Source organism: Phormidesmis priestleyi BC1401 (genome assembly GCF_001650195.1).
Lineage (GTDB): Bacteria > Cyanobacteriota > Cyanobacteriia > Leptolyngbyales > Leptolyngbyaceae > Phormidesmis_A > Phormidesmis_A priestleyi_B.
In genome coordinates this window covers 14,326-27,281 of sequence record NZ_LXYR01000037.1, presented here as the reverse complement: position 1 = coordinate 27,281, position 12,956 = coordinate 14,326, and the positions used below count along the sequence as shown (strand labels likewise).

General features: G+C 49.6%; 13 protein-coding genes and 1 pseudogene. 8 read left to right on the top strand and 6 right to left on the bottom strand.

Annotation, left to right across the window (positions count from 1 at the left end; genetic code table 11):
* Nucleotides 1–8: 8 nt before the first annotated feature.
* Complete coding sequence (trxA, locus tag A8707_RS17795) at nucleotides 9–326, bottom strand: thioredoxin (protein WP_068818548.1); 318 nt, start codon at nucleotides 324–326, stop codon at nucleotides 9–11.
* A gap of 153 nt (nucleotides 327–479) precedes the next feature.
* Here trxA and A8707_RS30270 point away from each other — a divergent pair, with 153 nt between their 5' ends.
* Nucleotides 480–605 (top strand): hypothetical protein, encoded by a 126-nt coding sequence (locus tag A8707_RS30270; protein WP_269452739.1) that lies wholly within the window; start codon nucleotides 480–482, stop codon nucleotides 603–605.
* On the opposite strand, the gene hslO is transcribed toward A8707_RS30270, so the two are convergent.
* Complete coding sequence (gene hslO, locus A8707_RS17790; protein WP_068818547.1) at nucleotides 574–1,473, bottom strand: Hsp33 family molecular chaperone HslO; 900 nt, start codon at nucleotides 1,471–1,473, stop codon at nucleotides 574–576. The two genes, A8707_RS30270 and hslO, sit on opposite strands and share 32 nt — an antisense overlap.
* Before the next feature lie 147 nt (nucleotides 1,474–1,620).
* On the opposite strand from hslO, the gene secD reads away from it, so the two are divergent.
* From secD to A8707_RS17775, 3 genes are read left to right on the top strand one after another with little or no spacing between them, the layout of a single operon-like run.
* Nucleotides 1,621–3,027: a protein translocase subunit SecD gene (gene secD, locus A8707_RS17785; protein WP_068818546.1), complete on the top strand. Its 1,407-nt coding sequence runs from the start codon at nucleotides 1,621–1,623 to the stop codon at nucleotides 3,025–3,027.
* Nucleotides 3,024–3,977: a protein translocase subunit SecF gene (secF, locus tag A8707_RS17780; RefSeq protein ID WP_068818545.1), complete on the top strand. Its 954-nt coding sequence runs from the start codon at nucleotides 3,024–3,026 to the stop codon at nucleotides 3,975–3,977. The genes secD and secF overlap by 4 nt, the downstream gene beginning before the upstream one ends.
* A gap of 4 nt (nucleotides 3,978–3,981) precedes the next feature.
* A complete protein-coding gene (locus tag A8707_RS17775) occupies nucleotides 3,982–4,380 on the top strand; it encodes a hypothetical protein (RefSeq protein WP_068818544.1) in 399 nt (132 codons plus the stop codon).
* A 163-nt stretch (nucleotides 4,381–4,543) separates the two neighbouring features.
* Here A8707_RS17775 and crtD read toward each other — a convergent pair whose 3' ends face one another.
* Nucleotides 4,544–6,088: a C-3',4' desaturase CrtD gene (gene crtD / locus A8707_RS17770; RefSeq protein WP_068818543.1), complete on the bottom strand. Its 1,545-nt coding sequence runs from the start codon at nucleotides 6,086–6,088 to the stop codon at nucleotides 4,544–4,546.
* Between the two features lie 91 nt (nucleotides 6,089–6,179).
* On the opposite strand from crtD, the gene A8707_RS17765 reads away from it, so the two are divergent.
* On the top strand, nucleotides 6,180–7,505 hold the full coding sequence (locus A8707_RS17765) for a M16 family metallopeptidase (protein ID WP_331711728.1): 1,326 nt from the start codon (nucleotides 6,180–6,182) through the stop codon (nucleotides 7,503–7,505).
* A gap of 76 nt (nucleotides 7,506–7,581) precedes the next feature.
* On the opposite strand, the pseudogene A8707_RS29190 reads toward A8707_RS17765, so the two are convergent.
* Both A8707_RS29190 and A8707_RS29185 read right to left on the bottom strand, forming a co-directional pair.
* A pseudogene (locus A8707_RS29190) lies at nucleotides 7,582–7,983 on the bottom strand (nuclease-related domain-containing protein); the annotation flags it as partial.
* A gap of 39 nt (nucleotides 7,984–8,022) precedes the next feature.
* The gene (locus A8707_RS29185) at nucleotides 8,023–8,331 is read right to left on the bottom strand and encodes a hypothetical protein (protein ID WP_197484854.1); all 309 of its coding nucleotides are present in this window, start codon (nucleotides 8,329–8,331) and stop codon (nucleotides 8,023–8,025) included.
* A 180-nt stretch (nucleotides 8,332–8,511) separates the two neighbouring features.
* Here A8707_RS29185 and A8707_RS29805 point away from each other — a divergent pair, with 180 nt between their 5' ends.
* Together A8707_RS29805 and A8707_RS17750 are read left to right on the top strand one after the other, a co-directional pair.
* Nucleotides 8,512–9,420 (top strand): DUF4351 domain-containing protein, encoded by a 909-nt coding sequence (locus A8707_RS29805; protein WP_068818542.1) that lies wholly within the window; start codon nucleotides 8,512–8,514, stop codon nucleotides 9,418–9,420.
* Between the two features lie 7 nt (nucleotides 9,421–9,427).
* Nucleotides 9,428–10,291, top strand: a complete 864-nt coding sequence (locus tag A8707_RS17750; protein WP_068818541.1) for a fructosamine kinase family protein — start codon at nucleotides 9,428–9,430, stop codon at nucleotides 10,289–10,291.
* Nucleotides 10,292–10,347: 56 nt separating this feature from the next.
* On the opposite strand, the gene A8707_RS17745 is transcribed toward A8707_RS17750, so the two are convergent.
* A complete protein-coding gene (locus tag A8707_RS17745) occupies nucleotides 10,348–11,172 on the bottom strand; it encodes a hypothetical protein (RefSeq protein WP_068818540.1) in 825 nt (274 codons plus the stop codon).
* A 445-nt stretch (nucleotides 11,173–11,617) separates the two neighbouring features.
* Here A8707_RS17745 and ctpB point away from each other — a divergent pair, with 445 nt between their 5' ends.
* Entirely contained in the window at nucleotides 11,618–12,940 is a 1,323-nt protein-coding gene (ctpB, locus tag A8707_RS17740) for a carboxyl-terminal processing protease CtpB (protein WP_068818539.1), read from the top strand.
* The last annotated feature ends 16 nt before the right edge of the window (nucleotides 12,941–12,956 follow it).

Below are 12,956 nucleotides of genomic sequence, written 5' to 3'. Positions count from 1 at the left end.
AAAAGGGATTAGACGATCGCCTGCAATTGTTGAACGAGTTGTTGCGATTTCACAACGCCCTCAATCTTCTGCACAGGTTGTCCTTGCTTGAAAACCACAAGGGTTGGCAAGGAATGAATCTGATATTGAGTCGCTAAATCAGGATAGTTATCGACGTTGATTTTGACGATTTTGATCTGCTGCTTCATCTCGTCGTTGACCTGCTCTAAAATCGATGCCATCAGTTGACAAGGACCACACCAAGGCGCATAGAAATCAACTACTAGCGGCACTTCAGACGTGGAGAGTAATTCTTGAAAACTGCCAAATTCCTGTTTAGCTGCCATTTTGATACCTTATGTTGCAAGGATTCCTTAAGCCTAGCGCTTTGATAAAGTTTCGGAGTCAACTGTTAGAAAGCTTTGGGTTTTGAGATCCATTTTTTGAGAGCACGTTTCCAAGGGAATGGCGCGATCGAACCATCCTAAATTTGTTTTTGTATGGGACAGATTAGTCGCGACAAAATCGGCGGAGACGTTCCACCGGAACGTCTCTACAGCTTTGGGGAATTCATCGTCGATCGCAGTGTGTTAATTAACCTTCCACGTCCCGCAGCTCACCAATGAGTTGGGTCAATTGGTTACTGTCTGCTTTATAGACTTCGCCGCAGAAATGACAAATCGCTTCTGCACCTTCGTCTTTCTCGATCATGTCTTGCAGTTCTGCCTCGCCCAACAGTTTTAAGGCTCCTAGCACCCGATCGAACGAGCATCCACAGTAAAACCGCACCATCTGCGTTTCTGGCAAAATCTCTAACCCTAAGTCGCCTAATAAATCTTCAAATATCATCGGCAGAGTTTTACCCGCTTGCAGCAGAGGCGTAAACCCTTGCAGTGATTCAATTCGAGATTCGAGGAGGGCGACTAGCTCGTCATCAGTCGCCGCTTTTGGCATCACCTGAATCAAAATGCCCCCCGCAGCCGTTACGCCATCTGCCCCGACAAACACGCCCAACACCAGCGCGGAAGGCGTTTGCTCAGAGCTTGCTAAATAATTTGTCAGGTCGTCGCCAATCTCACCCGATACGAGTTCGACGGTGCTGGAATAGGGATAGCCATAGCCCACATCTCGAACGACATAGACATAGCCATCTTGCCCGATCGCGCCGCCGACATCGAGTTTACCCTTAGCGTTGGGCGGCAACTCCACTTCTGGGTGATCGACATAGCCGCGCACGGTGCCGTCTAATCCCGCGTCTGCTAAAACGCCCCCTAATGGACCGTCGCCCCGGACTCGAATATTCACCCGTGACTCTGCTCGCTTCATGCTCGACGCTAACAGCAGCCCACCCGCCATCGTCCGCCCCAGAGCCGCTGTCGCCACATAAGAGAGCTTGTGTCGCTGACGCGCTTCTTCAGTGAGTCGAGTCGTAATCACGCCCACAGCCCGGATGCCCCCGTCAGCCGCAGTTGCCCGTATTAACTGATCAGCCATGAAAAAACCTTACATTTCTTAACGAGTTCTGTCTCTATTCTAGAATGTTCCTCTTGCCATCGCAGGGTCGGGAGGGACGATCGACCCCCATCTACACGGAGGCGGTAACAAAGCGCTATCATAACGTTTGTCACAACAGGTTTCAGTATGGCAAGGCAACGTTCATTACTACTGTTCATCCTGGCTTTGGTTGCCGTCGCGATCTTCGTCATCGTCAAGGTTCCCGTGCGGCTAGGATTGGACTTGCAAGGGGGTTCACAGTTAACGATTCAGGTGAAGCCCACGGCAGAAATTAAAAAAATTACCTCGCGTGAACTCGAAGCCGTTCAGCGCGTGATTGAAGGACGAATTAATGGCTTAGGCGTGTCTGAGCCTGTTGTGCAAACCGTCGGAGATGACCAAATTTTGGTGCAGCTACCAGGGGTCAGCGATCCGCAACAAGCCGAGCGGGTGCTTGGAGGCACTGCCCAGCTTGAATTTAAAGCGCAAAAGGCAGGAACCGAAGCAGGATTACAAATCGAGCAGCAATATCGTCAAGAATTAGTTGCCAAACAACCTGAACTGAGAAAAGCGGGGGATCAGGCGGCGATCGACGATAACCAGTCCAAACTAAAAGCAACCGATCAAAAGATCAGCGCCCTCTTTGAATCGGCTGGCATCACCGGGAAAAACCTTAAAGATGCCTTCCCAGAAACGTCACCTAACTCAAATGGTTGGAGTGTGGCGATTCGGTTTGATCAAGAGGGCGGCGAGAAATTTGCGACTCTGACCAAAAATCTAGCAGGCACCGGACGCAGCTTAGGCATTTTTCTCGATAATGGGCTGATCAGCGCTCCCAATGTGGGCGTGGAGTTTGCTCAAGCGGGCATCACAGGCGGCGGCGCAACTATCACAGGGCGATTCACCGCAGAGCAAGCCAATGACCTCGCCGTGCAGCTTCGAGGAGGTGCATTACCGATTCCGGTCGAGATCGTTGAGAACCGCACCATTGGAGCAACCTTGGGACGAGACAGCATCCAGCGCAGCATTTATGCAGGCATTGGCGGTTTGACATTAGTGCTGTTGTTCATGGTGCTTTATTATCGATTGCCCGGAGTGATCGCCTCGATCGCCCTAATCATTTACTCACTTCTCACCTTCGCGGCGTTTGATTTGTTGGGTGTGACGCTGACTTTGCCAGGAATTGCCGGATTCATTCTCAGCATTGGCATGGCAGTCGATGCGAACGTGCTGATCTTTGAACGCACTCGTGAAGAACTACGCGCTGGAAAGACGCTGTATCGATCGGTCGAAGCGGGCTTTTTCCGCGCTTTCTCTAGCATTCTCGATAGCAACGTCACGACTTTAATCGCGTGTGGGGCGCTGTTTTGGCTCGGTGCCGGATTGGTGAGAGGATTTGCTCTGACGCTGGCGCTGGGAGTCGTGGTAAGTATGTTTACCGCCCTCACCTGTAGCCGCACCCTTCTGTTAGCCGTTTTGGGAGTTCAAGGACTTCGCAAACCAGAATTATTTTGCCCCAATTTACCCACAAAAACTTCTGAGGTCGCGTCATGAAACTGCAAGTGATTCGCCAACGGGCAATTTGGTGGACGATTTCTTCGGCAATTATTATTGCGGGCATCATTTCGATGCTGATCTCATGGAAGCAAATCGGTGCGCCGCTGCGTCCGAGTTTAGATTTCGTGGGAGGCACTCGCCTGCAAATCGAACTCGATTGCACTCAGCCTAACAATTGCGACAAGCCCATCAATTTAGATGCGGTGCGATCAGTGCTTGACGCTCAAGGTTTAGGCAGCAGCAGCGTTCAAGTTGTGGGATCAGAACAGCGTGCCGTTTCAATTCGCACAGTGACTTTGAATGTGGATCAGCGATCGAAGCTTCAAGCCGATCTAGCAGAAAAAGTAGGCAAATTTAATCCCAAAACCACTCAAATCGATACCGTCGGTCCAACGTTAGGGAAGCAGCTTTTCTCGTCGGGTCTGCTGGCGCTAATTGTCTCATTTGCGGGCATTGCGATCTATCTCAGCTTTCGATTCCAGCTTGACTATGCGGTGTTTGCGATCGTCGCTCTGTTTCACGACATTCTGATCACGGTCGGCATCTTCTCCATTTTTGGGCTAGTGCTGAATATGGAAGTAGATAGTTTGTTTATCGTGGCACTGCTGACGATCGTCGGATTCTCGGTCAACGACACAGTGGTGATTTATGATCGAGTGCGCGAAACGATCGTCCTGAATCCTGGTCGCCACATTGATGATGTCGTAGACGATGCGGTGAATCAGACGTTGACGCGATCGATCAATACGACGCTGACGGTGTTGCTAACGCTATTCGCCCTTTTCTTTTTTGGCGGAGAGACCCTGAAAAACTTTGCGCTGGCACTGATTATCGGTTTCACAATGGGGGCTTACTCTAGCATCTTTATTGCAAGTACGCTGCTGGCGCTGTGGCGAGAACGCAGCGGAAACGCGGTAGTGGGATCACCAGAGCAGGCGAATAGCTAAACCTATGAGCGATCGACCTTCGGAGGTGCCTGAAAAAGATCCGACGTTTCAGGCGGCAGTGCAAAGACTCCATGAGCTAACAGTTTATGGCAGATGGCTGACGGTGCTGGGTCTGTGGCTGACGATCGGAAGCTTGAGCTTGTGGAGTTTGCGCTATCCGATTTCGCTGCTTCAAGACTATTTCACTTGGGCGGCGGTGCGCTGGGGAATTGTTTTTCAGCCTTTGCCTGCGATGGGTTTGGGGCTTTGTGTATCGATGACGATCGCGGTTCTCGTTTGGCAGAGCCGCAATATCTTGGTGGGGTTGCCTAAATCAGAACGTCAGCGATTAGAGAAACAGGTGCTCAAGATTCGTGAGCAAGGGTCGAGCCATCCCTTGTGGAGATGGGTTTATCCAAAGTGATTAAACTTCTTGCAGAAGTCCGAAGATGCCCTCCTCACGAAGTGGGGCAAGCCCTCGCCAACCCTTCTCCCTGGGGAGAAGGGAGCCAGAACTCTTGTCCCCTCTCCTTTTGGGAGAGGGCTAGGGTGAGGGTAAAATCTGTGCTTCATCTGATTGATTCAGATCAAAATCGCTTTAAAAACGCCGATCGAGAGACTTCAAACTGTTCAATCTGTCTCACCACTGTTAGCGCCGAATAACTGACTCCCGCCGTTCCTTCACCAGGATGAGTCGAGTCACCCACAAGCCACAAATCTTGAATTGGAGTGCGATTGGCAAACCCAAACGGACCAAACGTCGGCACTCGCTGACCAATGCCGCCGACTGCTCCCTGATCGCGCGCCGTAAAGTGTTGAAACGTGCGAGGTGTTGCCGCTTCCTGATAAATCAGCGTCTCGTTATTCAGAGTGAAAAATTGCCCTAAACGAGCGATCGCTTCCTCGGTATATTTCTGCTTTAGCGCTTCGTAATCGTCACATTGCCACCACATCGCAGAATCGGTGAACGATGACGCAATAATCGTGGCTTTGCCCTTTGGAGCGCGACCGTCTCCCGGATGGCTGACCGAGACAAACAGAGAATTGTTTTCCCCGATCGCCCCATCATAGTCATACAAAAATTGCAGATGCGGCGGACAGTTGGCAGGAATCGCCGATTGATCAACGCCTAAATAAACGACAAACGCCCCAGAAGACAGAGGCAGCTTATCGACGCGTCGCTGATAGTTTTTCGGTGCATCTTCGTCTAAGAGTTGCATCAGATTTTGGACGGTGACATTGGCAACGACTCGATCGGTCGGCTCAATCCAACTCTCGTCTGTCTTTTGGTTGCGAATCGTTACCCCTGTAGGTTTCCCCGCTGCGAGGTGAATCTTTTCGACCGTGTGGCGCATTAAGAGCTTGCCGCGATCGCGCTCTAAGGCAGAGACGAGCCGATCGCTCAACACCTGCATACTGCCCTGAAGGTGAAACAATCCGTGTGGCTCTTGCGAAACGCCTAAAGCGGTTGCGGCATAGAGCAAAGCGGTTTCTTCAGCGGTGACTTGCGAATAGAGTTTAAGCTGCAAATCTAAGAAGGTTCGTAAGCGCTGATTGTTGCCCAAACCGTAGCCTCGCAGCGCATCTCCGACCGTCGAGAAGGTGTGAGGCAGCGTCATCAACGTGTCGGGACGAACAGCTTTTGTGAGCTGCCACAAATCCCAGACGCTTCGAGGCGGCAAAACTGGGTCGCGCATCTGAAACGCCCAACTGTACTTAAATAAATCTGCGAGAAGCTGCCAAAACGGAGCACTTCCCGGAAACTGTCGCTCTCGTTCGGCTTGCCATTTTTGAGGGTCGCGCCAAACGCTAATCGGTTCAGTTTCTCCTGGCAAATAAACCGCACAGGCGGGATCACAAGGAGTCGCGTCGGGCAGATCGATTTCTAGTTCAGAGAAAATGCGGTGATGGATGCCGCCCGGTTCTAACCCTGCAACCTGAGTCGCACCCACGTCAAAGGTAAAGCCCTGTCGCTTAAAAGTCGAAGCACATCCACCAGGCACTAACGCCTGATCTAAGACCAACACCTGATAGCCGCGATGGGCTAATAAAGCTGCCGCCGTTAAGCCTCCGATTCCTGCCCCAATCACGACTACGCGAGAAGACTTTTCATCAGCAACCTGTCTAGGCATGACGTTACGTTTCTTAATGCTTATCCTCATATTCTAGCGTCCGCCTGTTCTTTGGTAGAAATTTTCCCCTTAAGAGTTCGCGACCATTAAGATGAATGAAGCAGTCGCCAACACTGGGCAAACCATGACCTCAATTCTCGTCAAGTCTTCTTCGATCGCCAAACTCAACGCTCCGACGATTTACCGCTTACCCAATGGGTTGACCATTATTGCCGAGCAGATTCCGATCGAGGCGGTCAATCTAAACGTGTGGCTGAATGTCGGGTCTGCGATCGAGTCAGACGAGATTAACGGCATGGCGCACTTTCTAGAACACATGGTGTTTAAAGGAACGGCTCGACTCAAAAGCGGTGACTTTGAAAAACAGATTGAAGAACGCGGTGCAGTCACCAACGCAGCGACTAGCCAAGATTACACGCACTATTACATCACCACGGCTCCCAAAGATTTTGCAGACTTGGCACCGCTGCAAATGGATGTCGTGCTGAATGCCAGCATTCCTGACGATGGGTTCGATCGAGAGCGATCTGTGGTGTTGGAAGAGATTCGGCGATCGGAAGACAATCCCCGTCGCCGCAACTATCAGCGCATGACCGATTTGGCGTTTGATAAACTCCCTTATCGCAGACAAGTGCTCGGACCTGCCACCGTGATCGAAAACCTGGCGGCTCAACAGATGCGAGACTTTCATCACCAGTGGTATCAGCCCTCTTCGATGACAGCAGTGGCGATTGGAAACCTTCCAGTTGAGACGTTAATCAGCGTCGTTAAAGATAGTTTCAATCACTTGGAGTCAAAAACTAGAGGTCAAGAGCCGACTAGAAGCCAACATACATCTGAGAAGCCGTTTAATGAAATTGTGCGTCAGGAGTATGTCGATACGAGTCTTCAACAAGCGCGATTAACCATGCTCTGGCGCGTACCGGGACTTGATGACCTATCGAAAACTTACGCATTAGATGTGTTGGCAAATGTTTTAGGACATGGACGCACCGCCCGACTCGTGCAAGATTTGCGCGAAGGACGTGGGCTAGTGACTAGCATTTCTGCCAGCAACATGACCTATCGCCATCAAGGGTTGTTTTGCGTGTCGGCTCATTTGCCTGTCGAAAATCTAGAGGTTGTAGAGGCGGCGATCGTTCAACATATTCAAAAACTACAGGCTGAATTTGTCACCGATTTTGAACTGTCACGGGTGCGAACTCAAGTCGCCAATCACTTTATTTTTAGAAACGAGACTCCTAGCGATCGGTCGGGTCTATACGGTTATTATCAATCGCAAATCGGTAGTTTAGAGCCAGCCTTTAACTACCCAACTCACATTCAATCTCTGACGACTGCTGAGTTGCAAGCGGCGGCTCAAACCTATCTCCCAACCTCAGCTTATGGAATCGTGACTATCAAACCGGGAGAATAAAGCTTTGTTAGAGAAACTCTAGCAACCGTTAGCCCTGCATGGAATGAATTAACAAACTTTGACTGACACATGACTTCTAACCGAGAGATTTTAGAAGCAATACCAACCTTGATTTCTCAACTACATATACTTTACTTGACTTGCCAGTCGGCACTAAAACTCTGGCATTAGAAAAAGCCACGATCGGAGTCACAAAGTTCAAGTCCTTTTGTTTTTTCACTTGTAACGCTTGTTTCATCGCTTGATCAAAGAAGTTCTTTTTAAACGGGTAAGTTGTCTTTCCCATACGCTTACATAACTGGTTTCCATCGGTTGTTATTTCACCTCTATGGGATTTAACATCAATCACATAAGCTTTATTTTGAGGAGAGATACAAATAATGTCAGCGTCTCCCAATCGATTACCTAAACGCATACCATACTCAACTTGCCAGCCCTCTTGCTCTAGATGACCTATTTCCTGAGCCGTGTCTTCCTCTCCCTTAGCCCCTTGAGCGGCATTATTGGCTCGTTTCCACTAGAAAACACCATTTGCTACCAATCCCAAAGGAAGGATCACAACTATTGCATAGAAAGTGGGTGGCAAATTTAACGAGGATTGCGGATGAGAGGGATTTAGAGAGGATAGCGGCTTCAAAGCCTTCTCAACTTCGTTGACTAAAAAGAGTGGGAAGAAGAAGACGCACCCGGCTGAGACAAAAGAAGCGATCGCTTTTAGTCTTCTCTTAATCGCCAGTTCACGAATGTTTTGTCCCGCTCGACGGTTTACTTTTGTCATAAATACTCGCTTTAGGCTGTCAAGGAAACTTCCATTAACAATACCCAAAACTACTTTGCAGGCTAACAATCAGTAACACGCTTGCTGCTGTTGGGAGGGATAATGCTCAAGTACTCAGTCAACTCCTGAGACATCCACTTTATTTTCCTCGATCGCTAATGATTGCCATTCTTTGAATCAACTCAGTCAACTTCAGACTTAAAATAATGTGATACAGATTTCAATTGCATGGCTCAAAATTCTTTCGACCAACTTTCTAAACAATATCTAGAAGAATTTCTCGCCCCGATCGGCACCGTGCAGCGACAATACGAAATTCCAGGTGAGGCGAAATTCGTCGATGTTTGGTTTGTGCCCAATCCAGAAGTCATTCAAACAGAAGACTTGGGACTGTTAGGACGAATCGTGCAAACGCCTTGCCTGCTCGAACCTTATCGCAATCTTCCCACCCGAACCGAAGTCAGAGTTGCTGTGATGAAGCTGATTTGGATTCAAGAAGATGAACGGCGCAAGGCACAGCAAGATACCTTATCTGAAACTGCACTGCCTCAACTCTGGATTCTGGCTGCCACGACCTCCAAGCCACTGCTAGAAGAGTCGGGTGGAGTCATCAAATTTGACTGGATGCCAGGAGTCTATTTCATCCCAGACATTTTCAAGACGGCGATCGTTGCCATTGATCAACTCCCCGAAACTGAGGAGACTCTATGGCTCAGAATCTTGGGACGCGATGCGACTCAAGAACGCGCCATTCGGGAAGTGTTATCACTACCGTCTTCACATCCACGACGCAACGGCATCTTAAGACTTCTAGCAAGTTGGAAAGTTAGAATTGACTTAGGTGGAATTGAGGACTTTAGTGGACGGGAGGCAATCATGGCATTATCAGAAGCATTCTTAGAGTGGGAGCAAGCAACTCAGCAGAGGGCTGAAGCTCAGGGGCTTGAACAGGGGCTTGAACAGGGGCAGCGATCGCTGATCCTTCGTCAGTTGGAGCAAAGAATCGGATTGCTTTCTCAACAGAAGCGCGATCGCATCTCGACGCTCGATCGTGAACATCTTGAGGCGATAGCGATTGCATTACTGGATTTTAGAGAAATCAACGATTTAGACGCTTGGCTCAACGCAGATAGATAGAGTCAACATGTGGACACAGATTGCTGAACATATCACTCAATCAACAGGGCAGAGGTTTGAGAGTCTCGATCGTCGCTCTGTTAGCGGAGGTTGCATCAATCAAGGCTATCAAGTCACCGACGGCACACAGACTTATTTTGTCAAGCTCAATCAAGCCAGCCAAGTTGCCATGTTTGCAGCCGAAGCGCTAGGACTTCAGCAGATGAATGAGACCGGGACGATTTTGGTGCCAAATCCAATCTGTTGGGGAACTGTAGAAGGCTCTGCGTATCTCGTGTTGGAGTGGCTAGACCTAGAGCGAGGAACGAGTCAGACCTGGGAAGAAATGGGGAGACAACTGGCGAGACTTCACCAAGTCAAAAAAGTGACGGCTTTTGGCTGGGAGCGAGACAATACGATCGGAGCGACTCCTCAAATCAACTCGTGGACATCGGACTGGAGTGACTTTTTTACCCACCATCGAATTGGCTATCAGATTCAGCTTGCGAGACAAAAAGGCGGGCACTTTCCCCAGAGCGATCGCTTACTCGCTGCCATTCCTGAATTGCTGAAAAACCATCACCCTCAGCCTTCCCTCGTCCACGGTGATTTGTGGTCTGGCAACGCTGCCGCGACCCGATCGGGCGAACCTGTGATCTTTGATCCGGCAATCTATTGGGGCGATCGTGAAGTTGACTTAGCTATGACAGAATTATTTGGCGGATTTCCGGCTGAATTCTACCGAGGTTATAACCAGATTTCTCCGTTAGAACCCGGCTACAAACACCGTAAAACTCTCTACAACCTCTATCACATTCTCAATCACTTCAACTTGTTTGGCGGCAGCTATGAATCTCAGTCAAACCGAATGATTCAGCAGCTTTTAAGTTAAAAGAATTTAGGTTGTCGATCAGCGATCGCAGAATTTTTTGATTCGCCTTTTTCCGCCTATTTTGACGGAATTGATGGAGTTAACGGCGGTTTTTTAGGTTGAGAAAAAGCAAAGAAATGTCTTCCCTGAGCATCTACTTTTTCTACACCGCCCAGGTTTAAAATCTCTTGCTTGGCACGAGTTTGAGTCTGACGATCGTTCATCGCTTCTGCCTGTTGATAAACCGATCCCCACGCCTGAAATCGCACGAGACGACTATCAGGATCGGTCTTCAAAAAGTTAGCTGTTTCCTGAAAAATAGAGCCAGCTTCCCGATAGTCTGGCACTTCATTTGCCCATTTTGATGCCATCTCTAACGAATGGATTGCGCTTGGAGTGTCTCCTAGCAGCAGCAGTTGATCGAGAGCGGCATACCGCCATACTGTAAAGGCTCTAGGGTGGTTTTGCGGCGAGAGCGCATCCGTTCCTCGCTTGAGATATTCAAGCGATCGGGTTGGCTCACCTAGCTGATAGGATAACGTGCCTGACAGAAACAAATAACTATCGACAAATCGAGGATCGTGCTGCGTAATTAAATCAAAATATTGAGGACTTAACGAATAGCCTGTCTGCTTCCGCGCTTCATCATCTCCGTAATATTGCAAGAAGTTGAGAAATGCCCAGTTGGCGATCATATTGTCGAAGCCAAAGGTGGGCGTTTTCTGCAACAGATCCAACCGTAGGGTTTCTTGCTGTTCGGCTTGCTGGGGGTTTTCAATCCAGAGCGAACGTTTGTTGAGTTGAAGGCGCTGCATCGCGATGATGCCTGCGATCGCCGACCCCGCGATCGCAAAATGCAGCACCCACGATCGCCAACGGTGTTGATTGATACTGACTGCCATCGTAAACGACCTCTTAAATTGAACTCTCTTTGAGGCGATGTTTCATCCAAAACAAGCGATGAATTGAGTTTCAAGGAAATTAATAAAACTCTTCACTCACCTCTAGAATATTCCATCAAATTCAGTTAGATTGACATAGAGCTGCCATCTAAAAATTCAAACACCTGTCAGTGCATTACCACCGCACCCTCAAAGAGACACTTCGTAAACTGTCATAGATTCAGTGCGGCTCTCAGTGAGGGCGTGTGTACTCTAAAGCTAAATTAGCTCCGTGCTTGATTTTGGAGATGACTTCACGATCGACGCGCTCTGTCCAGTCTATTTAAAAGAGAAAACGCTACGATATTGGCAATCGCTTTGGGAGCCGTGAATGGATCTCTACAAAGCCTGCCTACGGATGCAGCCTCGCTGCGACAGCTATCCACTTTACTCCTAAAACAACTCGATGAATCGACCTACCAGGCGCTTCCCGCTTCTCCAAGTTGCCCTTTGCAGTGGCGTAGTGGCTGCTACGGCTACCCTCACGTTATTTGGTTCCGATCGCGCTGTAAAGGCGGCTCTGCAAGACAGCCCCAAAACAGTCGTTGATGAAGCATGGCAAATCGTCAACCGTGAATATGTAGATGGCACCTTCAACCGAACCGACTGGAGAGCCGTTCGTCAAGGCTTGTTGGCTAAGAGTTATACCTCGCGGACGCAGGCATATGACGCTCTGCGCGATGCCCTCAAGAAGCTAGATGATCCCTACACTCGCTTCATGGACCCCAAACAATATGAGGCTCTCAGCAGTCAAACCTCTGGTGAGCTTTCTGGAGTCGGCATCCGGTTAGAACTCGACGAGAAAACAAAAGTTTTAACCGTCGTTGAGCCACTTGAAAATTCTCCCGCGATTAGGGCGGGTGTCAAAGCGGGCGATCGCATCACGGCGATCAACGGCAAACTAACCAAAGGCATGAGCGTTGAAGATGCCTCTAACCAGATTCGCGGCGAGGTTGGCTCAAAAGTGTCGCTGAGAATTGGACGAGACGGCACCAGCGAGTTCGATCTGCCTCTGACACGAGCCAGAATTGAGCTTCAAACCGTTCGCTACAGCCTCAGACAAGAAGGCAAGAATCGGGTCGGCTACATTCGTCTAAATGAATTCAGCAGCCACGCGTCTGAACAGATGCAGCGGGCAATTCAAGACCTAGCCGCTCAAAAGGTCAACGCCTACGTGCTAGATCTGCGGGGCAATCCAGGTGGGTTGCTGCAATCCAGCATTGAGATTAGCCGCATGTTGATCGACAAAGGCGCGATCGTTCGCACGGTCGATCGCAAGGGCGGCAAAGAAGAGTTTGTGGCAAACAACAACGCTCTGACCAAGCTGCCTTTAGCTGTGCTGGTTGATGGCAATTCAGCAAGCTCAAGCGAAATCTTGACCGGAGCGCTGAAAGACAACAAGCGCGCCACTGTGATCGGCAGTCAGACCTTTGGCAAAGCATTGGTGCAGTCGGTTCACTCGCTGTCGGATGGGTCGGGGCTGGCAGTGACGATCGCTCACTACTACACGCCTGCTGGGACTGATATTAGTCACAAAGGCATTACGCCAGACATCAAGATCGATCTGACCGATGCTCAACGGAAGTTTTTGGCAACCAATCCCAAACTGATCGGCACCCAGCAAGATCCTCAATATGCGCGGGCACTTGCGGTTCTTGAGCAAACGGCGTTTGCACCGTCCAATCAAGTCAAGCCTTTGCAGCAGAGTTTGGTGAATTCTGTAAAGTAGGCTGATTGAATTCTAA

Coding starts and splice junctions, on each gene's coding strand:
- trxA (WP_068818548.1), bottom strand. CDS start 326: ATGGCAGCTAAACAGGAATTTGGCAGTTTTCAAGAATTACTCTCCACG.
- A8707_RS30270 (WP_269452739.1), top strand. CDS start 480: ATGGGACAGATTAGTCGCGACAAAATCGGCGGAGACGTTCCACCGGAA.
- hslO (WP_068818547.1), bottom strand. CDS start 1,473: ATGGCTGATCAGTTAATACGGGCAACTGCGGCTGACGGGGGCATCCGG.
- secD (WP_068818546.1), top strand. CDS start 1,621: ATGGCAAGGCAACGTTCATTACTACTGTTCATCCTGGCTTTGGTTGCC.
- secF (WP_068818545.1), top strand. CDS start 3,024: ATGAAACTGCAAGTGATTCGCCAACGGGCAATTTGGTGGACGATTTCT.
- A8707_RS17775 (WP_068818544.1), top strand. CDS start 3,982: ATGAGCGATCGACCTTCGGAGGTGCCTGAAAAAGATCCGACGTTTCAG.
- crtD (WP_068818543.1), bottom strand. CDS start 6,088: ATGCCTAGACAGGTTGCTGATGAAAAGTCTTCTCGCGTAGTCGTGATT.
- A8707_RS17765 (WP_331711728.1), top strand. CDS start 6,180: ATGAATGAAGCAGTCGCCAACACTGGGCAAACCATGACCTCAATTCTC.
- A8707_RS29805 (WP_068818542.1), top strand. CDS start 8,512: ATGGCTCAAAATTCTTTCGACCAACTTTCTAAACAATATCTAGAAGAA.
- A8707_RS17750 (WP_068818541.1), top strand. CDS start 9,428: ATGTGGACACAGATTGCTGAACATATCACTCAATCAACAGGGCAGAGG.
- A8707_RS17745 (WP_068818540.1), bottom strand. CDS start 11,172: ATGGCAGTCAGTATCAATCAACACCGTTGGCGATCGTGGGTGCTGCAT.
- ctpB (WP_068818539.1), top strand. CDS start 11,618: ATGAATCGACCTACCAGGCGCTTCCCGCTTCTCCAAGTTGCCCTTTGC.